This is a genomic window from Arcicella sp. GW821-FHT09D11 (assembly GCF_059416265.1).
Window position 1 is genome coordinate 29,843 of record NZ_JBWKOV010000008.1, and the last position, 22,539, is coordinate 52,381.

17 protein-coding genes and 1 CRISPR repeat array are annotated in these 22,539 nt (G+C 35.5%); of the genes, 10 read left to right on the forward strand and 7 right to left on the reverse strand.

The window, feature by feature from the left end:
• Positions 1–15: 15 nt before the first annotated feature.
• Positions 16–786, forward strand: coding sequence for a DUF475 domain-containing protein (locus tag AC07N0_RS18945; RefSeq protein WP_492799190.1), 771 nt, complete (start codon positions 16–18; stop codon positions 784–786).
• 189 nt (positions 787–975) lie between these two features.
• A CRISPR array of direct repeats spans positions 976–2,767; the repeat unit is 29 nt; unit sequence ATTTCAATTCCACTTGGTACGATTAAAAG.
• A gap of 183 nt (positions 2,768–2,950) precedes the next feature.
• On the opposite strand, the gene AC07N0_RS18950 is transcribed toward AC07N0_RS18945, so the two are convergent.
• From AC07N0_RS18950 to AC07N0_RS18960, 3 genes are all read right to left on the reverse strand, one after another.
• Positions 2,951–4,273, reverse strand: a complete 1,323-nt coding sequence (locus tag AC07N0_RS18950; RefSeq protein ID WP_494590508.1) for a DEAD/DEAH box helicase — start codon at positions 4,271–4,273, stop codon at positions 2,951–2,953.
• 294 nt (positions 4,274–4,567) lie between these two features.
• Positions 4,568–6,292: a GMC oxidoreductase gene (locus AC07N0_RS18955; protein WP_492799188.1), complete on the reverse strand. Its 1,725-nt coding sequence runs from the start codon at positions 6,290–6,292 to the stop codon at positions 4,568–4,570.
• A gap of 56 nt (positions 6,293–6,348) precedes the next feature.
• A complete protein-coding gene (locus tag AC07N0_RS18960; protein ID WP_494590509.1) occupies positions 6,349–6,897 on the reverse strand; it encodes a gluconate 2-dehydrogenase subunit 3 family protein in 549 nt (182 codons plus the stop codon).
• A gap of 356 nt (positions 6,898–7,253) precedes the next feature.
• On the opposite strand from AC07N0_RS18960, the gene AC07N0_RS18965 reads away from it, so the two are divergent.
• From AC07N0_RS18965 to AC07N0_RS18980, 4 genes are all read left to right on the forward strand, one after another.
• A complete protein-coding gene (locus AC07N0_RS18965; protein ID WP_323246884.1) occupies positions 7,254–7,787 on the forward strand; it encodes a 30S ribosomal protein S16 in 534 nt (177 codons plus the stop codon).
• A 107-nt stretch (positions 7,788–7,894) separates the two neighbouring features.
• Complete coding sequence (gene rimM, locus AC07N0_RS18970; RefSeq protein ID WP_492799186.1) at positions 7,895–8,458, forward strand: ribosome maturation factor RimM; 564 nt, start codon at positions 7,895–7,897, stop codon at positions 8,456–8,458.
• A gap of 16 nt (positions 8,459–8,474) precedes the next feature.
• The gene (gene trmD / locus AC07N0_RS18975) at positions 8,475–9,161 is read left to right on the forward strand and encodes a tRNA (guanosine(37)-N1)-methyltransferase TrmD (protein WP_492799185.1); all 687 of its coding nucleotides are present in this window, start codon (positions 8,475–8,477) and stop codon (positions 9,159–9,161) included.
• Between the two features lie 449 nt (positions 9,162–9,610).
• Positions 9,611–10,606, forward strand: a complete 996-nt coding sequence (locus AC07N0_RS18980) for a glycosyltransferase family 2 protein (protein ID WP_494590510.1) — start codon at positions 9,611–9,613, stop codon at positions 10,604–10,606.
• Positions 10,607–10,679: 73 nt separating this feature from the next.
• Here AC07N0_RS18980 and AC07N0_RS18985 read toward each other — a convergent pair whose 3' ends face one another.
• Complete coding sequence (locus AC07N0_RS18985; RefSeq protein ID WP_494590512.1) at positions 10,680–11,594, reverse strand: alpha/beta hydrolase; 915 nt, start codon at positions 11,592–11,594, stop codon at positions 10,680–10,682.
• Positions 11,595–11,653: 59 nt separating this feature from the next.
• On the reverse strand, positions 11,654–12,559 hold the full coding sequence (locus tag AC07N0_RS18990; RefSeq protein WP_494590513.1) for an EamA family transporter: 906 nt from the start codon (positions 12,557–12,559) through the stop codon (positions 11,654–11,656).
• A 67-nt stretch (positions 12,560–12,626) separates the two neighbouring features.
• Here AC07N0_RS18990 and AC07N0_RS18995 point away from each other — a divergent pair, with 67 nt between their 5' ends.
• The 5 genes from AC07N0_RS18995 to AC07N0_RS19015 all read left to right on the forward strand — a co-directional run bounded on the left by AC07N0_RS18995 (position 12,627) and on the right by AC07N0_RS19015 (position 20,487).
• Positions 12,627–14,675, forward strand: coding sequence for a S9 family peptidase (locus tag AC07N0_RS18995; RefSeq protein WP_494590514.1), 2,049 nt, complete (start codon positions 12,627–12,629; stop codon positions 14,673–14,675).
• 56 nt (positions 14,676–14,731) lie between these two features.
• The gene (locus tag AC07N0_RS19000) at positions 14,732–17,158 is read left to right on the forward strand and encodes a zinc-dependent metalloprotease (RefSeq protein WP_494590515.1); all 2,427 of its coding nucleotides are present in this window, start codon (positions 14,732–14,734) and stop codon (positions 17,156–17,158) included.
• Positions 17,159–17,273: 115 nt separating this feature from the next.
• Positions 17,274–17,900, forward strand: coding sequence for a Uma2 family endonuclease (locus AC07N0_RS19005; RefSeq protein WP_494590516.1), 627 nt, complete (start codon positions 17,274–17,276; stop codon positions 17,898–17,900).
• Positions 17,901–18,194: 294 nt separating this feature from the next.
• Positions 18,195–19,655, forward strand: a complete 1,461-nt coding sequence (locus AC07N0_RS19010; RefSeq protein ID WP_492799178.1) for an APC family permease — start codon at positions 18,195–18,197, stop codon at positions 19,653–19,655.
• Positions 19,656–19,776: 121 nt separating this feature from the next.
• A complete protein-coding gene (locus tag AC07N0_RS19015) occupies positions 19,777–20,487 on the forward strand; it encodes an SDR family oxidoreductase (RefSeq protein WP_494590517.1) in 711 nt (236 codons plus the stop codon).
• A 71-nt stretch (positions 20,488–20,558) separates the two neighbouring features.
• On the opposite strand, the gene AC07N0_RS19020 is transcribed toward AC07N0_RS19015, so the two are convergent.
• Positions 20,559–21,407: an SDR family NAD(P)-dependent oxidoreductase gene (locus AC07N0_RS19020; protein WP_494590518.1), complete on the reverse strand. Its 849-nt coding sequence runs from the start codon at positions 21,405–21,407 to the stop codon at positions 20,559–20,561.
• Positions 21,408–21,524: 117 nt separating this feature from the next.
• Positions 21,525–22,481, reverse strand: a complete 957-nt coding sequence (locus AC07N0_RS19025; protein WP_494590520.1) for a hypothetical protein — start codon at positions 22,479–22,481, stop codon at positions 21,525–21,527.
• Positions 22,482–22,539 lie beyond the last annotated feature (58 nt).

Below are 22,539 nucleotides of genomic sequence, written 5' to 3' on the forward strand. Positions count from 1 at the left end.
CACTAAACAGTTTTTATGGATTTTTTGCATCAAATTTTTGGGAATGATTTAGGGGCAGCAGCCTTAATAGTTGGTAATTTAATATTGATAGAAAGTCTTCTTTCGGTGGATAATGCAGCGGTACTGGCAACAATGGTAATGGATTTATCGCCAGAGAAACGGAAAAAAGCCCTTAAATATGGTATTATTGGTGCGTATTTTTTCAGAGGTATTTGTCTTTTATTCGCCTCTTTTTTGGTAAAAGTTTGGTGGCTAAAGCCTATAGGCGGTTTATATCTATTGTATCTTACGTATGATTATTTCAAAAAAGAAACTACTCCAGCAGAAAGCGATGACTTGCTAGACAAAAAAAGTAATTGGTTTTATCGTATGACCTTAGGAGCATTAGGGCCTTTTTGGGCTACTGTTTTTTTGGTAGAAGTAATGGACTTAGCATTCTCTATCGACAATGTTTTTGCAGCCGTAGCCTTTACAGATAACCTATATCTAATCTGTATAGGAGTATTTATTGGTATTTTGGCGATGCGTTTTGTAGCCCAAGCTTTTGTGAAGTTGATGGAAAAATACCCTTTCCTAGAAACAGCAGCGTTTTTAGTGATTGGCGTACTTGGTTTAAAATTAACCTTATCGTTATTAACGCATTTCTTACCAGAAAATCCGATTGCTAAATTCTTGGAAAGCGAAGAAGCAGATGCTTATATCTCGTTGATTACAGTAGGAATTTTTGGCGTGCCTTTACTAACGTCTTATTTCTTTAATTATCCGCATCATGCTGGGAAGAAGTAATCTTCCTTTTCTATAACAAATGGAGTAGTTTAGTTATACTCTATTCCATTTGTTTTCTACATTTAGAATATTTTCTCCTCTTTCCTTTTCCTCCTCAGTAAAGCTTATTGCTTTAAACTTATATTTTTCAATTCTGCTTGGTGTGCTTAAAAGTTAAACCCAATAAACTAAGTAGTATATAAAAAATCTATTTTAATTCCACTTGGTACGATTAAAAGTATAAAACCATACTCTTTTGCCGTTTGCCATCACGAAATTTCAATTCCACTTGGTACGATTAAAAGGTCTTTGGGTATTGCCTTTGTGGTATTTTTACCTGAATTTCAATTCCACTTGGTACGATTAAAAGTGATAGTAATATAATTGTTGTTGAGGACGAAAATAAATTTCAATTCCACTTGGTACGATTAAAAGTAAGATGAAAAACAGAACAGTATTACAGGATATGCACTATTTCAATTCCACTTGGTACGATTAAAAGCAGAACTGACGGACAATATTCGAGTGGTGCATTCAAATTTCAATTCCACTTGGTACGATTAAAAGATGGGCAGGGCATCGTAATTCTAAATATCATAGAGAATTTCAATTCCACTTGGTACGATTAAAAGTAAGAGACGCCATTTTGTATAAAGACCTCCGCATTAAATTTCAATTCCACTTGGTACGATTAAAAGAACCACATTTGATATATCACGGCGCCCTGCTCTCCAATTTCAATTCCACTTGGTACGATTAAAAGCATTGGGTGCAATCATGGCGGCTCTGGCAACAGTTGCATTTCAATTCCACTTGGTACGATTAAAAGGAATAACTAGTGCTGATTGCTTCTAAACGCTTTAAAATTTCAATTCCACTTGGTACGATTAAAAGTATGAGTGATTTAGATGCTATTCGTTTAGGGCAGTTCCATTTCAATTCCACTTGGTACGATTAAAAGTTGATAATCACCTCCCATAGTTGCATTGTAGCTAGTATTTCAATTCCACTTGGTACGATTAAAAGTGTACTCATGGAAACATACGGGGGTTTGTGCTGCTTATATTTCAATTCCACTTGGTACGATTAAAAGAAGACGTTCATAAGCCAAGATTTAGGCGAAGATGAATTTCAATTCGACTTGGTACGATTAAAAGCAGACAGCTCTTAAACAAGTTCGTGAAGACATCTTAGAATTTCAATTCCACTTGGTACGATTAAAAGAAAAAAAATGATGAAAAAACCACGAAGTATTAGAAATTTCAATTCCACTTGGTACGATTAAAAGGCTCGGAATAAGCTTAGAAATACCTAAAGGATATATATTTCAATTCCACTTGGTACGATTAAAAGTATCAAAACGTCACCGCTAACTTCGCTTCAGCAATATTTCAATTCCACTTGGTACGATTAAAAGTGAATATGGAAAGATTAAAATACTTGATATTATAGAATTTCAATTCCACTTGGTACGATTAAAAGTTGAACCTAAAACAATAGAATTCAAACAGGAAACAATCATTTCAATTCCACTTGGTACGATTAAAAGATGAACCAACCCACAGCTGGGCATCATACTCCTGCCTATTTCAATTCCACTTGGTACGATTAAAAGAAGGTGAATAATGCAGAAGTAGTAAAAGAATTTGATTTCAATTCCACTTGGTACGATTAAAAGCAACAATCGAACACCAGAATTACAAAGTCTAGTGCAATTTCAATTCCACTTGGTACGATTAAAAGGTATGAAAAACAAGTAGGGCTTCTAAACATAAATTAATTTCAATTCCACTTGGTACGATTAAAAGAATGGTTTCAAAAACTATGATGATACCGCAACAAAATTTCAATTCCACTTGGTACGATTAAAAGGCGGTTTCGGCAATTATTGAGGGTGCTTGTTCAATAATTTCAATTCCACTTGGTACGATTAAAAGCAGACAAGGTTACGGTCTTGATATTCTTATAAATGAGTTTCAATTCCACTTGGTGCGATTAAAATTTATTTAAAAAATGGCTATACTACCTTAATTTAGCACTTTTTATCAAAAAAACTACCCTTAAAATAAAAAAATATGTAAAATAAATATATCATTTCTATAATCGACGATTATCGCCATTTATTTAAAACGCTCTTTATCTTACATATTTTCTATATAAACCTTTTGATGATTAATTCACCAAATTACTCTCTCTTCTTATAAGCCCTGCCATATTTCTTTTTCATTTCCGCGGCATGGTTTCTTCTTACGTTTACTTTGCTGTTTTTCTCTGATTTTTCATGAAATGCCGCACCACCTTCTTCTTTTTTTGGAGCTTTCACTTGAATGGTTTTCATGGTTACTCTCTCAGTCTCCGCAGGCAAAATTTTCGTTGATAATACCAATTCCTCTGGTAATTCTTGTTGAGGAATCAAATAATTCATCAGATTTTCTATCTCCGAAAGATATTCTTTCTCTTTCTCAACCACAAACGATACCGCTATTCCTTTACGCTCTTTTCGCCCAGTTCTGCCTATGCGGTGTATGTAGTTTTGTGGCGTTTCTGGTAAATCAAAATTTATTACATGGGTTACTTCTGCTACGTCTAACCCTCTGGCTATAATATCTGTAGCAATTAAAACTCTACACGCTCCAGATTGAAATTTATCTACACTATCAAAACGGTGCTTTTGGGCTTTATTAGAGTGAATTACTCCTACTGCTTCTCCATATACTGGGCTAACCTCTTCAAATAATACATCAGCTAAGTGTTTGGTTGAAACAAAGACTAATACTTTTGTCATTGTTTCATCTTTGGCTAATAACAAATTCAAGAAATTCACTTTTGAGTAAAAGTTGGGTACTTCGTAATAAGATTGGCTAATATTTTCAAGAGGCGTACCTACAGGAGTAGCTTCTACCCTTACTGGACTATTGAAATAGTCTTCTATCAACTGTTCTACTTCTTCATTAAGGGTAGCTGAAAAAAGTAAATTTTGTCTTCTTTGGGGCAATTTACCAAAAACAATCTTTAACTGTGCTCTAAAACCTAAATTCAACATTTCGTCAAATTCATCAATCACTAATTTCTTGACTGCTTTACCTGAAAAGGCACCCACTGATATTAAATCTACTAATCTTCCCGGCGTTGCCACTAATATATCTGCTCCTTCTAATAATTCTGCTACTTGCAATTTTGTATTTACACCGCCATAAACGCCCAATACCTTAAAGCTCATGTAGGTCAATAACTTCTGAGCTTCTTCTACAATTTGTACTACCAACTCGCGAGTTGGCACAATGATTACTAATTGTGGGTCTTTTTCTTTTGAAAACTTTAACTGACGAAGGCATGGCAATAAATAGGCATACGTTTTTCCTGTTCCTGTTTGCGCTATTCCACAAACATCTTTCCCTGACATTACTACAGAAAAAACTTTTTCTTGGATAGCTGTTGGTGAAGTAAAGCCCAAATCCTCAAGGGCGTTAAGTAATTGTTTATTAAGATTTAATTCTTCGAAAGTCATGACTATAAATTGATTATTACTACAAAGGTAGCTTTTATCTTTCTGAAAGATAAATTAATAGCACATAATCGTCTGTTTATTAAGTAGATTAGTCATTAAGAGATATATTTAAAGATAGCTATCGGCTGTCAGGTTTCAGCTTTCGGAGGGGATATTAGTAATTAAGGGATAGATTTAAAGTAGTTGATAAATTAAGAATATTCAAAACAAAAAGTCCCCAGTTACTTAAAACTGAGGACTTTTAATTATTTTCTGAAAACTAAAACTTCGATTTACAAAGCCGATAGCTCATCATTATTTCAACTCACCTTTTTTCAAAGCATCAACGGCATAAGCGGCTGCTCTTGCTGTTAAAGCCATGTAAGTAAGCGATGGGTTTACACATGAAGCCGAAGTCATAGCTGCACCGTCAGTTACAAATACGTTTTCTGCACCCCAAACTTGGTTGTTTTTATTTAATACAGAGTTCTTAGCATCTGTTCCCATTCTAGCAGTTCCCATTTCATGGATACCGATTCCCAAGTGCTTAGTTTGGTCATCATAAGGAGTAACGTTTTTCAAACCTGCTTTTTCTAACATTTCTGCTGCATCGTTTTTCATATCGACACGCATTTTTAGTTCGTTGTCGCCATAAGCTGCATCGAATACTAATAATGGCATTCCCCATTTATCTTTTTGGCTAGGGTCTAATGTCATTCTGTTTTCAGGATTTGGTATTACTTCACCAAAACCACCGATATTGAATGTCCATTTCCCTGGGTAACTCAATGCATCTTTAAAGTCTGCACCTAATCCTTCTTGACCAGCACCACGACCCCAATCTTCACGAGAAGCTCCGCCTTGGTAACCAAAACCACGTAAGTAATCACGTTTGTCTGTTCCCCAGTTGCGGTATCTTGGTATATATATACCATTAGCACGACGACCATAGTAATAGTCATCTTCTAAGCCTTCAAATTCGCCTCTTGCACCAACTGCCAAATGATGGTCCATGATGTTACGACCTAGCTGATCTGACTCATTTCCTAATCCATTAGCATGACGTTGCGATTTTGAATTCAACATAATGCCTGTACTACCAAACGCAGAAGCATTCAAGAAAATAATTTTTGCAAAATATTCAATTGATTGTAAAGTGTTTTGATCTACAATTCTTACCCCTATTGCTTTGCCTAATTTATCATCATAAATAACCTCTTGAACGATAGCATCTGGACGAAGTGTTAGATTGCCCGTTTTTACCGCTGCTGGAAGCGTTGATGACTGTGTAGAGAAATATCCTCCGTAAGGACAACCCATCATACAACGGTTACGAAACTGACATTGCGAACGTCCTAAATCATAAGCAATTTTAGATTCTCCCGTTAAGTGTGCAGTACGCCCCATGATAAAGTGACGAGAAGAGAATTCCTTTTCAATTCTTTTCTTTAGTTCTTTCTCTAAAGCATTCATGTTCATGGCTGGCAAATAATGGTCACCATGTGGTAACACATCAATACCATCCTTATTACCACTAATCCCTGCAAATTTCTCTACGTGGTCGTACCAAGGAGCTAAATCTTTGTAACGAATTGGCCAATCGGTACCAATACCTTCTTTAGCATTTGCTTCAAAATCCTTTTCATTCAAACGATATGATTGACGACCCCACATCAGAGAGCGACCACCAACATGGTATCCACGAATCCAGTCGATTGGTTTTTTCTCAACAATTGGGTTTTCTTTATCATTTTCAAACATATCTCTCCAAGGCTCATTTACGGTATAACCCGTACGAACGCCTATGAAATGCTCTTCCGCAGATTTATTATCTACTCTACCACGGTGTTCAAATTCCCATGGCGCTTTAGTCGCATTCGGATAGTCTTGAATATGTTTAATATCACGCCCTCTTTCAAGCATGATTACTTTTAAGCCTTTTTCACACAATTCTTTGGCAGCCCAACCGCCAGATATTCCTGAGCCAACTACGATGGCATCGTAAGTATTTGCTTTATTTCCTGTTCCTGTAATTTCCACTGTGATATTGATTTGAAATTAATGAATTATTTGTGACATCTTTTCTAAAAAAACAACTAGCTCATTGCCCAAGCTTTTTGTCCTTTTTCTAATTTAATGGGCTCATATTTACCCGGAACTTCCAAATAGGCTAGTGCTTTTGTCGCACCTGGCTCAGAAGTAAAGTATCCCAAAATCGTCAAATCCTTCATTGTTTTCCAAAACTCAGAGCGCTCTTTTGCTGAATCTTCTGCTTTAATCAACGCTAATTTTTGGGCTGGTGTTGCTTTTGAAAATTCAGTACCATTTGCTTTTTTAGAATCTTCATCCAATTTAGTTAAGCCTGCAAAAAAAGCTTTTTGTTGCTCTTCTTTATAACAGTCTTTCACCATCATCTGGATAAACTCTGGTACTTTAGCATCAATTGCTCCTGGTGTTTGTGTACGGGGTAAAATAATCTCAGCAATTTCAGATATCATTGCACTTTCCTCAGGCGAAAAACTTAGGGCTGTTGCTTCTGTCGAGCTGCTTGATTTACAGCCTTCCAAAACTGTTGCCAAAGTACTTGCCGAAAGGATTCCTCCCATCGCCAGAGCCATTTTGGCAATTGCGTCTCTTCTTTTCATGTATATTAATTTAAGTTTTGTTTATAATTCAGTATTGAACGTAAAATTACATTTATATTGCAAAAAATTGCATTATTATTTGCTAAACTACTTATCAGCCACCATGTAAATCAGTGCAGTGATAAATATTATGCTGAAACATTCAAATCAAAGTAAATTAAAAATAAATATATTAAAAATACAATTATTTATTTTTAATAAAATCGATTCTTAAGCCAATTGCATTCTTTTTAGGTATTCTAAAATATTTTGTCAATCAAATCATTGTTAAATCTTTAATTTTAACTATCTTTGCACTCCAATTTACAAATACCATAACCGAAGGACGGGTTCCTTCACTAAAACGTAAATAAAAAATGGCTGTTAAAATTAGATTAGCACGTCGTGGACGTAAAAAATTAGCGATGTATGACATCGTTATTGCTGACGCAAGAGCTCCACGTGACGGTAAATTCATTGAGAAAATCGGAACGTACAATCCAAACACAAACCCTGCTTCAATCAATTTGAACGAAGATAGCGCTTTGAAATGGGTTTTAAACGGTGCTCAACCAACAGATACTACTCGTGCAATTTTGTCATATAAAGGTATATTGTTGAAAAAACACTTGCAAGTGGGTGTTAACAAAGGTGCTATTTCTCAAGAAATTGCTGACTCTAAATTCAACGACTGGAAAACTAGCAAAGATTTAAAAATCACTGGTAAAACTGACGGTCTTGAAGCTACTAAAGCTGCTGATAAAGCTGCTCGTATGGCAAGAGAAACTGAAATTAATGCTGCTCGTGCTGCTGCAATTGCAAAGAAAAATACTGTAGAAGAAGAAGTTGTTGCAGAAGAAACTGAAGCTCCAGCGGCTGAAGGAGAAGCTACTACAGAATCTGCTGAGTAATTTTCCCAAAGAAATTTCATTAAAAATGATACAAAACTCTTTTGATAAGCTGTTTTGTATCATTTTTTATTTTAACACATTTGTCCATTTTATCAAAGCAAAATCAAGTGTCAAGCCATAAAGTTGATGCTGAATATATACTAATGACTAAAGAAGATTGTTTTGAACTAGGAAAAATCACAAAAACTCACGGACTAAAAGGTGAAGTAATCCTTTGGCTGGATGTAGATTTCCCTGAAGATTATGAAGATTTAGAAAGCCTTTTCTTGGAAGTAAAAGGAGAATTAGTTCCTTATTTTATAGAATCATACCGACTATCAGGTAATCGTGCTATTGTGCATTTTGAAGATGTAGACTCTTTCGAAAAAGCAGAATTAATGATTAACCTACAGGCATTTTTGCCGTTAGAAGAACTCCCAGAACTAGACAGCGACCAATTTTACTATCATGAAATCATTGGATTTCAGATAGTTGATAAAAATTTAGGAAATTTAGGCACAGTACAAACCGTACATTCAATGCAAGCACAAGACTTGTTGGTGATGGATTACAAAGGCAAAGAAGTATTGATTCCAGTCATTGATGAAATTATATTGCAAGCGGAAAAAGAGCAAAAAATCCTTCATGTAAATTTACCAGAAGGTTTGTTAGAAGTGTATCTGGAAGATTAATTTCAAAAAACCTACCATGCGAATAGATATTATTTCTGTAGTACCAAAATTGATGGAAAGCTTTTTTGCTCATTCAATTTTAAAACGTGGACAAGAGGCTGGTCATGTAGAAGTTGTTTTACATGATTTAAGAGATTATTCTCTTTCAAAACAACGTCAAGTAGATGATTATGCTTTTGGTGGCGGTGCTGGCATGGTAATGAGCGTCGAGCCGATTGCGCGTTGTATCAGACATTTGCAAAGCGAAAGACATTACGATGAAGTGATTTACATGACGCCTGATGGTGAAACGTTCAATCAACAAACGGCCAATCAACTTTCTCTTCAAGGTAACCTATTGTTTCTTTGCGGGCACTATAAAGGAGTTGATCAAAGGGTTAGAGATATGTTTATCACCAAAGAAATTTCTATTGGTGATTATGTACTTTCTGGAGGCGAATTAGCGGCGGCGGTTTGTGCAGATGCTATTATCCGATTGATTCCAGGAGTATTGAATGATGAAACTTCAGCCTTGACTGATTCCTTTCAAGATAATCTTTTGGCACCACCAGTATATACTCGCCCTGCTGAATTTGAAGGCGTCGGCGTTCCTCCTGTCCTTTTATCTGGGCATGAAGCGAAAATAAATGAATGGAGATTCGACCAATCTATTGAACGAACTAAGACTAGAAGACCAGATTTGTACGCAAAAAGTGGTTTATAGCACAAAATACGAGCGGTTTTAGTGCTAGTTTTTGTCTAAATGATGAAAAGAGAGGCTAAAATCAAAAAAAATAAATATTTCTTACAAATAATTGTATTATATGTTTATTTATTTGGATTTTTTATTATTTTTGTAACGAAGAGAAAAACGAGAGGGTGAAGCAATTAAAATAGAAAAACAAAGACAATAACATTAAATAAAGTAAGGATTATATTTAGAAAGCCTGATGTCTGTGGCATCGGGCTTTTTTGTGCCCATTGGGTTTCAACGTCTCTATTAATACTTATTTCATTCCTTTAATCTTATCAAGTGGAATGGAAACATTATATTTGTATTCATTTTTTTGAATCTAGCCCATAAGCAAGCACTTTTGATTGATAAGATTAACAATTATCTAATCCCATTAATCAAAAATAATTTTATGAAAATTTTCAACAACCCAGTATCACATGGATGTTTCGATTATCATTATTAATTACAAGTCAGCAGAATTAACAGTCAATTGCATAAGCTCTATTAAAAAATTTACTCAGGATATTAGTTATGAAGTAGTGGTGGTAGATAATGATTCTCAGGACGCTTCAGAAAGTATTATTAAGTCTGTTCATCCAGAAATTGTTTGGGTTGCTAGTAAATATAATTCGGGCTTTTCAAGAGGGAATAACCAAGGAATGTCCGTTGCCCAAGGTGATTATTTTTTATTATTAAATGCAGATACACTCTTATTCGATAACGCTATCTTTAAAGCGTGGCAGTTGCTTAAATCTCAACCAGAAGTTTCTGTCATTGGAGGTATTCAAGTTACGGCTGATTTAGTCAAAATGCCTTATTTCAGAAATAGGAATGAGTTTTTAAAATTCTTGATTATTGCTCCAAATTCCTTTCATAAATACTTAGAAAAATTATTTCCCGAACCTCAATTTCAAGACCCTAATCAATCAGAATTATGTTGTGGAGCTTTTATGCTGATTGCTCGCAAAACAGTAGAAAAGGTAGGCAAAATGGATGAAGATTTCTTTATGTATGCCGAAGATTTCGAGTGGGCTGGTAGGCTAAGGAAAGTAGGAAAAATCTGTTGTTCGGAAGATATCAAATTCATTCACCTCGAAAAAGATTCTCCTTTTAGAAGAACTAATATTTCGCCCATCAACAGATTTGGTACGCAAATGCAAGTTTCTAATTTATTATGGATTCGGAAAGAGTATGGTGTAGGTTTTTATTTATTTCTTATTTTCCATTATGTAAGTCTGGCTATTTTCTTTTATGTTTGGAAAATATCTGTGAATATTTCTAAGCTTAGGAATCCATTTTTCGAATTGAGAAGTCAGAAAATCTTTGCTTTAAAAACATTGGTCTTTCTAAAGTTTTTCTGGAAAACTCTCTTCAAAATCAAAGGTTTTTATAAAATTAAGCCCAGCGATAATATTGATTTAATATTTCGCTAGGCTTAATTTAAATGATATTTTCAGCCGTGAACTAAAAAGAATAATCTTGAAACTCGCGGCTGATTACTAAAAGCTATTTGCTAAGTAAACCCAACGAATCCATCCAGTTTTTCACATTATCCATCCATTTTTCTTTGGTGGTTTTATTGTTCAAACCAAATCCGTGACCACCTTTAGGATAAATTACTAATTCAGCCAGTACCCCATTTTTTTGTAAGCCTTGATAAAACTCTAACGAGTTTCTAACAGGTACTGCTGTATCATCACCAGCATGTACTAAAAAAGTAGGAGGTGTTTCAGCGGTAACATGTAATTCATTTGAATATTCATCAATCAAAGCTTGGTCAGGCGTTTTACCAATTAAATTGATTCTTGAACCTGCATGTCCAAAGTCTTTAAAAGTAATTACTGGGTATCCTAAAATCATAAAATCAGGACGAACAGAAACTTCACTTGTCACCTCTCCTACTTGTTTATTAAAATGTGTTCCTGCGGTTGAAGCCAAGTGTCCGCCCGCCGAAAAACCCATTATGCCTATTTTGCTAGGGTTAATGCCATACTTTGCGGCATCTTTACGAACGGTTCTTAGTGCTTGTTGTGCATCTTGTAAGGGAGCAATTGATTTATCAACCTGAGCATCACTATTAGGCAATCTATATTTTAATACAAAAGCTGTTACACCCATTTTATTAAATACACTCGCCACATCTGACCCTTCGTGGCTAGCAGCCAAAATACCATAGCCTCCTCCTGGACATATAATTACGGCAGTACCATTTGCTTTGTCTGCATCGGCTGGATAGACGGTTAGTGTAGGAACTGTTACTTCTGATATTCTAAGTACACCGTTTTTATCAGTAACAGATTTTTGGGTATTCGGGACTTGTTTCGCATTGGGAACACCATCTGGATACAATGGCATTTCTTGTTGTGCTTGTGCGTACTTCATGCAACATAAAAAAGAAAATGTTAAAATAATTTTTTTCATACGATTGGTTTTGAAAGGTAAAAATTTGATAATGATGTTATGTATTTTTTGTAAAATCTTTATTTTTTGGCCGTTGTGATTAAAATTACAGCGGTAATAATTACCCCTCCAGCCAAAAGCATTAATGGATGTAGATTTTCGCCTGCAAACAATGCTCCCAAAACCATGGCTACTAATGGATTGACATATGTATACGTAGCAACTAAGGTTGGAGAAGTAACTTTTGATAACCAGTTAAAAATTAGAAAAGCCAAACTAGACCCAAAAACTACTAAATAAATAAAAGATAAATATGCTTTTGGTTGGATATTGGCAATATCAAAATGACTAAATTCTCCTAGTCCTAAGCTAATAATCAAGGAAATAATACCGCCAGTCATCATCTGCATGCCTGAAATCTGAGAAGCGTGATAATCAAATATCTTTGCTTTTTTAACGATTACTACGCCAAGGTTCCATGCTAAAGTAGCTAGAAATAGGAATAAAACGCCTAACATATAATATTGTTCAAAGCCTTTTAGGGCTAATGTTTTCAAGCTCATCAGGATTCCTACACCAACAATACCCAACAATGCCCCAGCAATTACTTTAGGTTTAGGTTTTTCATGATTGAATATCCAAAGCAAAGAAACCAGCATAACAGGCCCTAAGGCTGAAAACAAGGCTGAATAGCTTGAAGGCATCCATTTGGCGGCAATAGTGAATAATCCATTACCAAAGCATAGCATCAAAAAGCCAGTAAATAAGCAAGTGACCAACATTTTACGAGAGGGTTTCTGATACTTTTTACTAACGATAGAAAAAAGAAAAAGTATAGTACCAGCAATTAGATTTCTAAAACCAGAGGCCATCATCGATGGAACGGTTTCTACAACAAACCGCAATGCTAGATAAGTAGAACCCCAAACTAAGTAAAGCGTAATTAGTCCTGCCCAAATTTTAAGTCGTTGATTTTGATTATTCATGACACAAAATTGGCGTTTTTTTACGATATTTAAACTGTAAAAACAAACTATTCATCAATCAACCTCCATGAAAAAGAATGTCATTATTTTACTTTTACTCTCTCTGAGTACATTTGCTCAAAAAAATAGTAGTTTAACGTTTGAAGATTACCTGTCTTTACGAAATGTAGCAAATCCTGTTATTTCACCGGATGGAAAAAATGTTGTTTTTTCGGTTACGACAGCAGACTGGAAAGAGAATAATTATGATACAGAGTTATGGTTATCTAAAAACAAACAAACGCCCTTTCAATTAACCAGAACAGTAAAAGGGAATAGTGTAGCTGCTAGTTGGTCACCAGATAGTAAATGGATTGCTTTTTTAGCAGATAGAGGGGATAAAAATCAAATTTATGTCATCAGAGCTGACGGTGGAGAAGCACAACAAATAACCAAAGAAGACGAAGGAATTAATAGCTTTAGTTGGTCGCCAGATGGTAAAACTTTAGCGATTTCTATCACCGAAAAAGATTCAAAAAGCCTAAAATCCAAGAAAGAACGTTATGGAGGCTTTGAGGTAGATGATGAAGAATTTAAGCTTTCGCACTTATGGTTGGTAGATTTTTCAACAGATTTGTTTCCGTCACCCAACGAAAAACCTTGCTATGATTCAAAAGACTCTACTAAAACCTGTATTACCTTACCTAAACCTCGTAGGCTGACCCAAGGTGATTTTACGGTTACTTATTTCAAATGGTCGCCTGATGGGACTAAGATTGCGTTTGTTCATCAACCTAATCCGCTCATTCAATCAAGTGCTTATTCTGATGTTTCATATTTAGACGTTTTATCTAAGAAGAGTACACTATTAGTTAACAATACAGGGGGTGATTTTTTTGAATCTTGTGACCAAGCTTCAAAAAGTATTTTATATACTACTTCGCTGAATGATACAACTTCAAATTATTATAAAAATCCTAAAACTTTCAGCATCTATTTAGGTTCAAAAAAGACGAAACAGTGGGTGAGTGATTTTGATGAAGACATTAATATATTAGAGTGGACGAATGAGGGCGTGTATTTTACAGCTTCGCAAAGAACTAAAATGAAATTGTTTTTGGCGGATAATATCACAGGAAAAGTAAAAGAAATTCAGGCTAAATTTGATTTGATAGCTAGTCCAAGTTTTTCAAAAGATGCTAAACAAGTTGCCTTTTTAGGCAGAAATTATGATAGCCTTTTTGATATACAAATTGGTGAAGTATCAGACTTAAAATTTACTGCCTTGACCAATATGAATGCCCAAATTGCTGGTTGGCAAACCGCTAGTAGTGAAGTAATAAAATGGAAAAGCAAGGATGGTGCAGAGATTGAAGGCATTTTGCATAAACCCAAAAATTATGACCCTACCAAAAAATATCCATTATTAGTATTGATTCATGGTGGTCCAACAGGTATAGATGTACCAACGCCAACACCAGGTGGAAGTGTTTATCCTATTTTACAATTTCTGGAAAAAGGGGCGTTAGTACTTCGTCCTAACTATCGAGGTTCTGCTGGGTATGGAGAAGCTTTTCGTTCGCTGAATGTTAGAAATTTGGGCGTTGGCGATATGTGGGATGTAATGTCAGGTGTTGATTATTTAAAAAGCAAAGGCATTGTTGATACTACTCGGATGGGCTCAATGGGTTGGAGCCAAGGTGGATATATCTCGGCATTTTTAACAACTAATACCAATGTTTTCAAAGCCATTTCGGTAGGTGCTGGTATATCGAACTGGGTAACGTATTATGTCAGTACAGACATCCATCCTTTTACCAGACAATACCTACAATCAACGCCATGGAGCGATAAAGACGTTTATTCAAAGACCTCTCCGATGACCAACATCAATAATGCCTCTACTCCTACGCTTATTCAGCATGGAGAATTAGATAGAAGAGTACCCATCTCCAATGCTTATGAGTTATTACAGGGTCTTCAAGATAGAGGTATTCCTTCAAAACTGATTGTTTACAAAGGTTTCGGACACGGAATTACTAAACCCAAAGAACGCCTGGCGGCGATGTGGCACAACTGGATTTGGTTTAATAAATACATCTGGAAAGAGGCAGTAGAAATGCCTTTAGATAAATAAAAGCTTTTATATTATTTACTCACTTAATTTAATTTTCATCAACTTATTACAATTCAATGAAAAAACTATTTTCCCTCACTTTATTGTTAATTTTCTTTCAAAGTTATGCGCAGAAATTGCCCACGATTGCTGAAAAAACGGCTTCCTTCAAAAAATATGAAGGTTTTATGAATTATTGGTGGGATGAAGACAATGGCAAAATTTGGCTTGAAGTCGCTAATCTCAATCAAGAGTTTCTATACATTACTTCACTTCCTGCGGGTTTGGGTTCAAATGACATTGGACTAGACCGTGGACTTCTAGGCGATGAAAAAGTGGTATTTTTCAACAAAGTAGGTAGAAAGATTTTATTAATTCAGCCTAATTTAAAGTATCGTGCTATAACAAACGATGCCAATGAGAAACGTGCTGTTATGCAATCTTTCGCACAGTCTACTATTGCAGGTTTTACCGTTGAAGCGGAGGAAAATGGCAAATACTTAGTTGACATCACCGACTTGCTAATGCAGGATGCCATGGGTGTAACAGACCGTATTAAAGGCATGGGCGAAGGTTCTTATTCATTAGATAAGTCTCGTTCAGCCATGTATTTTGAACGTACTAAAAACTTTCCTCAAAACTCTGAATTTGAAGTAAGTCTGACATTTACTGGCGGAAGTGATGCAGGAAGATTTGTCAGATCAGTTACACCTTCGTCTGATGCTATTACGTTAAGAATGCATCACGGTTTTGTACAATTACCAGATAATCAGTTTGAGAAAAGAGAATTCGACCCACGTTCAAGCTTCAATGCTATTTCGTATTTCGACTATTCAACTCCTGTAAGCGAACCTGTTGAAAAATACTATACTGTAAGACATCGCCTAAAGAAAAAAGATCCTAATGCTAAGGTATCTGAAGCGGTAAAACCCATTATTTATTATTTAGACAATGGTACCCCTGAGCCTATTCGTTCGGCTTTGATGGAAGGTACGTCTTGGTGGAATCAGGCTTTTGAAGCCGCTGGTTATAAAAATGCTTTTCAAGTAAAATTATTACCTGATGATGCCGACCCAATGGATGTTCGTTATAATGTAATCAACTGGGTACATCGCTCTACGCGTGGTTGGTCGTATGGTGCTTCAGTGATTGACCCACGTACTGGCGAAATTCTGAAAGGACATGTTACTTTGGGCTCTTTACGTGTTCGTCAGGATTACCTCATAGCCCAAGGCTTACTTTCTCCTTTTGAAAATGGCAAAAAATTAGACCCTGAAAAAGACCCGATGCTGAAAATGGCTTTGGCTCGTCTCAGACAATTAGCGGCTCATGAAGTAGGTCATACGTTGGGCATTATGCACAATTATTCAGCAAGTACGAATGAACGTGCTTCGGTGATGGACTATCCGCATCCGCGAGTAACCTTGAACGCGAAAGGAGATATCGATATGTCTGATGCTTATGCTGTGGGTATTGGAGCATGGGACAAAGCATCTATTGCTTTCGGTTATCAAGATTTCCCTAAAGGAACTGATGAAAAAGCGGGGTTAAACAAGATTCTGCAAGAAGCTAGAAATAAAGGTTTATTGTTTTTAACGGATCAAGATGCTCGTCCAGCAGGTGCAGTAAGTCCGAATGCTCATTTATGGGACGAAGGCAAAGACCCTATTGAAGGGTTGACAACACTATTGAAAGTAAGAGAAAAAGCATTAAGTAATTTTGGCGAAAAGACCATTCGTGAAGGAGTGCCTATGGCCTTTTTAGAAGATGCATTAGTACCAGTTTACAATTTACATCGTTATCAAATAGAAGCCGTTGCTAAAATCGTAGGTGGAGTTGATTATCGTTATGCTTTACGTGGTGACGGACAAACACCGACTATTTTAGTTTCAAAAGAAACACAACAAAAAGCATTGACAGCGGCGATTAAATGTTTAAGTCCAGAAGTATTGACACTTTCCGAAAGCATTATCAAATTGATTCCTCCTCGCCCTGCGGGATATAATGCATCAAGAGAATTGTTTAAAAAGAGAACAGGTTTAGCATTTGATGCTTTAGCAGCGGCAGAATCGGCCGCAGATTTTCCTTTGCAGTTCTTATTACATCCAGAACGCGCTTCAAGAATGGTAGAATATGCTTCTCGTGGTGAAGGTTTAACTTTAGATGATTTAACTAGCCAATTAATAGAAGGAACATTTAAAGTCCCACGTCAGAAAGGTTTAGCTCTTGAAGTACAGTATCAAACAGAGCAAATTTTGTTGACACATTTATTAGCTTTGAGTGTAAATGAAAAAGCTAGCTATCAGGTGAAGGCATTGATTGCTAAAAATCTAAAAGACTTAAAGGCTTATATAGAAGAAAGTAAAAAGACGGCAAAAGATTCAGGATATTTAGCACATTTAGATTATGTGTTAGAACGTATGAAAAGTCCATCGGCTGCCAAAATAGCTGTTCACAAAGAGTTACCTCCAGGTGCACCGATTGGTTGTGAAGATGAATTTTAAGAAGACTTATAAGCAGATTAGTCAACTTTTGGAAAGTTGACTAATCTATTGTCCGATTGATGTCAGCAGTAATACGAATAATAATTTTCATTATATTTGATTAAAAATAAAGGTTATGGTAGTTGCTAAAAATATCAAAGAAGCCATACTATCTGAGCTTAACGCTCAGCAATTGGTTCGAATTCCTGCCTCAGAGGAAGAATTCTTCTCTGTTGTAGCCGATTTGCCTTTTAAAATAGAATATCATGAAAATGAGATTATTACAATGGGATTAGCATCTTTATGGCATGAAGCCATTATTATGAATTTGGGTAGAATATTCAATATACTCTTTTTCAAAAACGAAGATATTCTTGTTTTAGGAAGTAATTCTGGTGTACAAATTCCAAAATTTGAAGGTGGATATTATATGCCTGATGTGATGGTGGTGAAAGGAAATCCTACATTTAAAGCCAACTCTCGAGCAATCATCACTAATCCTTATATCATTGTTGAAGTACTTTCTCCAGCCACCAAAGCCTTTGATTTATCAGAAAAACTATCTGAATATAAATTATTGAGCAGTCTTCAACAAGTGATTTACATCAATCCTGAGAAAGTAAGTGTTTCTACTTTTATTCGTTCTGATAATCCAAATACTTGGATAAATCAAGACTTTTATTCTCTAGAAGATTCAATAACTGTAGAAGGAAATAGTATTTTGGTATCAGATATTTATCATAAAATTAAGTTTGAGGGATAATACCTTAGATTAGACAACTTTTAGAAAGTTGTCTAATCTGTGTAGCAGATAATGTCTACTTAATTTTTTTCAAAGCCCAATCATTCAAAAAGAATAATTGGGCTTTGTCGTTTATAGTCTTGTTTAGATTAGACAACTTTTTAGAAAGTTGTCTAATCAGTGTAATCTCTGTTTAAAATATGACTTTATACAGATGGCATGACTTGAAGTCATGCCATCTGTATTGATTAATTTTGAAATCAGGCTTCATTTCGTTAAGTTTGTTTATCAACCAAACTAACCCAAAGTCCTTCAATGGAAAAAAACACTTCCCCTACTTCATCACAAGAACTTAAAAAAGAACTCAGCCTAATTGATGCCACCATGATTGTGATTGGCTCAATGATTGGTTCTGGTATTTTTATTGTTTCAGCAGACGTTACCCGAAATCTTGGCTCCCCTGGTTATTTATTATTAGCTTGGATTATCACAGGTATCATTACCTTAATCTCAGCGCTCTCTTATGGTGAATTGGCAGGTATGATGCCCAACGCTGGCGGTCAATATGTTTATTTAAGAGAAGCCTATAATTCCTTAACGGGTTTCTTGTTTGGCTGGACAACCTTTTTAGTCATCGAAACTGGAACCATTGCAGCCGTAGCTGTGGCTTTTGCCAAATACACAGGTGTACTATTGCCACAATACATCGGCACAGAACATAAATTTTTATTTTTTGATACTCAACAGCTCCTTGCCATTGCCCTCATTCTTCTACTCACTTTCATTAATATTCAAGGTGTAAAAAATGCCAAATTGGTACAATTAATCTTTACCGTTACCAAAATTGGGGCATTGTTGGGTTTAGCAGTTGTAGGAATCATTGTAGGTGCTGACCCTAAAAAAGGGATGTGGGCAATTAATTCAATTGACTTCTGGAGTCCCGTGAAAATCATTTGGGAAAATGGAAAAATCATGGACTATGAATATTTGTCGGGTATAGGATTATGGTCAGCAATGGGTTTAGCCTTGATTGGTCCTTTGTTTTCATCATCGGCTTGGAACAATGTTACTTATACCGCAGGAGAAATGAAAAACCCCAAACGTGATATCCCACTAAGTTTACTATATGGAACCTTGACGGTAAGTGCTTTGTATATTTTAGCCAATGTTGCTTATTTGATGCTTTTGCCCGTACAGGGACATCCAAATGGTGTAGATACACTTTCTAGAGGAATTATGTTTGCCACAAATGACCGCGTGGGAACGGCTGCTGCTGAAATGATTTTTGGCAATCCTGCGACTATCATTATGGCAGTTTTTATCATGATTTCTACTTTTGGTTGTAATAATGGCATCATTTTATCAGGAGCCAGAGTATATTATGCCATGGCAAAAGATGGACTTTTTTTCAAAAAAGCAGGTGAATTAAATAGTAAAGGTGTTCCTGCCTTTTCATTATTAATTCAATGTGGATGGGCTTGCTTACTTTGTTTAACAGGGACTTATGGTGACTTATTAGACTATACCGTTTTTGCTATTCTAGTATTCTATATTCTTACCATTGTAGGTGTATTTATTCTTCGTAAAAAACAACCAAATGTACCAAGACCATACAAGGCTTTTGGGTATCCAGTAATTCCAGCAATTTATCTTCTATTTGCTACAGCACTTTGTGTCAATCTTCTGATTTACAAACCTGTACCATCTTGGGCAGGTGTGGGGATTGTAGCGTTGGGTATTCCAGTTTTTTATTTGTGGAAAAAGAAAAAAGTTTAGTCGAACTTCAAGTTACCTCTTAATGTTACTCTAATGCGAATTGCCTTGTTCGTTTCATGTCAAGATGAAGAACAAGGCAATTCTTTTTCATAATTACTGGAACAAACTTATTTATAAATCAATGACAAACATTATCAAAACAGCTCTTATCACAGGAGGTTCAAAAGGAATAGGCTATGGCGTTGCTGAAGCCCTTATTAAAGATGGCATTAAAGTAGCAATCACAAGTCGTACACAAAGCAGTGCCGACGAAGCAGCGAATGAATTAAATAAAATCAAAGAAGGTTTTGCAATTGGTATTGAGTCAGACGTAAGAAACCTTGCTTCACAACAAAGTGCTGTTGATACCATTATCGCTACTTGGGGTAGGCTTGATTATGTTATTGCCAATGCAGGGGTGGGTCACTTCGCTCCTATTCAAGACCTTACGGCTGAACAATGGCAAGAAACAATTGACATTAATTTAACGGGAACTTTTAATAGTATCAAGGCTTCTTACACTGCATTGAAAGAGACTCAAGGATACTTTATTACTATTTCTAGTTTGGCAGGTACCAACTTTTTCGCAAATGGTGGCGCATATAATGCTAGTAAATTTGGCGTAGTAGGTTTTTCACAAGCCATTATGATGGATTTAAGAAAAGATGGTATTAAGGTTACAACCGTAATGCCAGGCTCGGTTGCGACTCATTTTAACGGACATTCTCCTTCAGAAAAAGATGCTTGGAAGATTCAACCAGAAGATATTGGGCAGATTGTAGCAGATTTAATCAAAATGCCTGCAAGAACGTTACCTAGTAAAATAGAGGTTCGTCCTACAATGCCTGCTTAGCTAGGAGCTATGAGCATTGAGCCATGAGTTAAAAAAAATCTCAAGGCTCAATGCTCAAAGCTTATAGCTCATTATAGCTTAACAAACTCTTCTGTAGCTTCTAAACTTTTTTCCCAACACCATTCAATACTTTCTGGAGTAATGCCACTGTTGAAGGTCGAAGCTGGTTTTGATTTTGTAAAATAGTACCCATTTCTGAATCTTAAATCCTGAATATCTGTAGTGGCTAAGTAGATGGAAGTAGCAGCCCCTTTTTCCACAGAAATCATAAATGGACGGGCTATTGCAAAACCTATTTTTAGTAACCCATTCATATCACTTCCAAAATTTGACTTTACTACGCCTGGATGTACACTATAAGCAGTAATTGAAGAATCTCTATAATACTTAGCTAGACCTTTGGTAAACAAAATGTTGGCTAGTTTACCATCACCATAAGCACCCATATCCGATAATTTTGTATTATTTTTCTCGAAAAGACGCGTTACTTTTCCCAAAGCATGCGCTGCAGAAGAAAGATTAATTACTCTACTTTCTTTTGATTTCTTCAATAAATCAATCAAATTCATCGTCAATACAAAATGCCCTAAATGATTTGCTACAAAAGATTTTTCGTAACCATCTTTTGTAAAAGAAATTCCTACAGGTGAATATCCAGCATTATTAATTAAGCGGTCGATTGTAGTATATTTTGTTTTAATCTCATCCGTAGCTTTTTTAACAGAAGCCAAATCCATTAAATCAGCAATAATGAAATTCATTTTAGTGGTAGGCGCAACCTTTAAAATCTCAGATTCAGTAGCCATTGCTTTCTCATGACTTCTAACTAGCAAGATCAATTCAAATTTTTCAATAGCCAAAGCCTTTGCTGTAGCCAATCCAATACCAGAATTTGCACCTGTAATCAAAGCTATTTGCATAATCATTTTTGTTATAAAGGTTATAAATTAAACGAGCAATCATTTTTAAAACAGATGGCATGACTTAGTGAGCCATGCCATCTGTTTTAATTTCTTTGAAGATAATATTAACCCTCCTTAATTATAAACGAACTCTACTTGATAAAGTTGCTTTTGTTTTTTCTTTAGAGGAGGAATCGTATTAATTTTCAAGGTAATAAAATCAGCATCTGTTGAAGAACTATAGTTAGCTTCGGTATTACTTTGCTCTATCCAATTTCTAGTAAGCACTTGCAATTGTTTTTTTAATGTTTCAAAATAAGCCTTTGCATCAGCTTCATTCTCACTTTCTAGCAAAATACTTTTATAATTAGCCGTTTGTCCCCCATTATCTTGAAAAATAAAAGCAGACTTTCCAGTCACTAACTCAAAAGATGTTTTAAAGCTCTCTAATCCAGCACTTTTATCTTTCTTCTCCTCTTTTTTATCCTTTTTAATTTTATCGCCAGTAATATTTTTAAAGTTCACCTTCTTTGATTTCTCAAGAGCTTTAAATTGATTAGCAAAATTTTGGTCAAGTCCAGCTTCTATTACCGAAGACGTTGTTATCGTTTTAGTAATTTTATACTTTCCAGTTTGTCCAGCGTCCATTGACGTAGCCAATAAAGTATAAGTACCCGTAACTGGCACAACATAATGGAATTTATTTGTACTATTTCCTTTAAAAGGTTGAGAATCGTAGCTAAGATCCTGTTTATCCTTAGCAGGTGTTTTCAAGCTAAGCATCACTCTAAAATTTGAAGAAGAATGTTCTAAAAAAAGCTCTTCACCCGCATGAAGCAATAATTTATAAGAATCATAAAAACGTTTTTCTCCATTTTGATTAGCCGTTAAATCCTTACCAGTGAGGCTAGCTTCGACAACATCATTTGCTTGTTGAGCACCCACCTTTAGAGGATTTTTATTAAGTAGCTCAGTAGAATCAATTTTTGAAACTTTAACAGGAGGAGTTTTTTTAGCAGGTTTTTTCTTTTGGGCTAAAGTAGTAAAACAAAAAGTTAGAGAGATAAAAAAAAATAACAACTTAGTTTTCATTTTATGGGGAATTTTGTGATTTCACGCAAGAAGGCACAGAAAAGTAAAACATGCAAGT

What these genes read in the sequence shown, in the direction of transcription:
- AC07N0_RS19025 (WP_494590520.1), bottom strand. Translation starts at nt 22,481, where the DNA reads ATGAAAACTAAGTTGTTATTTTTTTTTATCTCTCTAACTTTTTGTTTT.
- AC07N0_RS19005 (WP_494590516.1), top strand. Translation starts at nt 17,274, where the DNA reads ATGGTAGTTGCTAAAAATATCAAAGAAGCCATACTATCTGAGCTTAAC.
- trmD (WP_492799185.1), top strand. Translation starts at nt 8,475, where the DNA reads ATGCGAATAGATATTATTTCTGTAGTACCAAAATTGATGGAAAGCTTT.
- AC07N0_RS18950 (WP_494590508.1), bottom strand. Translation starts at nt 4,273, where the DNA reads ATGACTTTCGAAGAATTAAATCTTAATAAACAATTACTTAACGCCCTT.
- AC07N0_RS18965 (WP_323246884.1), top strand. Translation starts at nt 7,254, where the DNA reads ATGGCTGTTAAAATTAGATTAGCACGTCGTGGACGTAAAAAATTAGCG.
- AC07N0_RS19000 (WP_494590515.1), top strand. Translation starts at nt 14,732, where the DNA reads ATGAAAAAACTATTTTCCCTCACTTTATTGTTAATTTTCTTTCAAAGT.
- AC07N0_RS18995 (WP_494590514.1), top strand. Translation starts at nt 12,627, where the DNA reads ATGAAAAAGAATGTCATTATTTTACTTTTACTCTCTCTGAGTACATTT.
- AC07N0_RS18980 (WP_494590510.1), top strand. Translation starts at nt 9,611, where the DNA reads ATGGATGTTTCGATTATCATTATTAATTACAAGTCAGCAGAATTAACA.
- AC07N0_RS18960 (WP_494590509.1), bottom strand. Translation starts at nt 6,897, where the DNA reads ATGAAAAGAAGAGACGCAATTGCCAAAATGGCTCTGGCGATGGGAGGA.
- AC07N0_RS19015 (WP_494590517.1), top strand. Translation starts at nt 19,777, where the DNA reads ATGACAAACATTATCAAAACAGCTCTTATCACAGGAGGTTCAAAAGGA.
- AC07N0_RS18985 (WP_494590512.1), bottom strand. Translation starts at nt 11,594, where the DNA reads ATGAAAAAAATTATTTTAACATTTTCTTTTTTATGTTGCATGAAGTAC.
- AC07N0_RS18945 (WP_492799190.1), top strand. Translation starts at nt 16, where the DNA reads ATGGATTTTTTGCATCAAATTTTTGGGAATGATTTAGGGGCAGCAGCC.
- AC07N0_RS19010 (WP_492799178.1), top strand. Translation starts at nt 18,195, where the DNA reads ATGGAAAAAAACACTTCCCCTACTTCATCACAAGAACTTAAAAAAGAA.
- AC07N0_RS18990 (WP_494590513.1), bottom strand. Translation starts at nt 12,559, where the DNA reads ATGAATAATCAAAATCAACGACTTAAAATTTGGGCAGGACTAATTACG.
- AC07N0_RS19020 (WP_494590518.1), bottom strand. Translation starts at nt 21,407, where the DNA reads ATGCAAATAGCTTTGATTACAGGTGCAAATTCTGGTATTGGATTGGCT.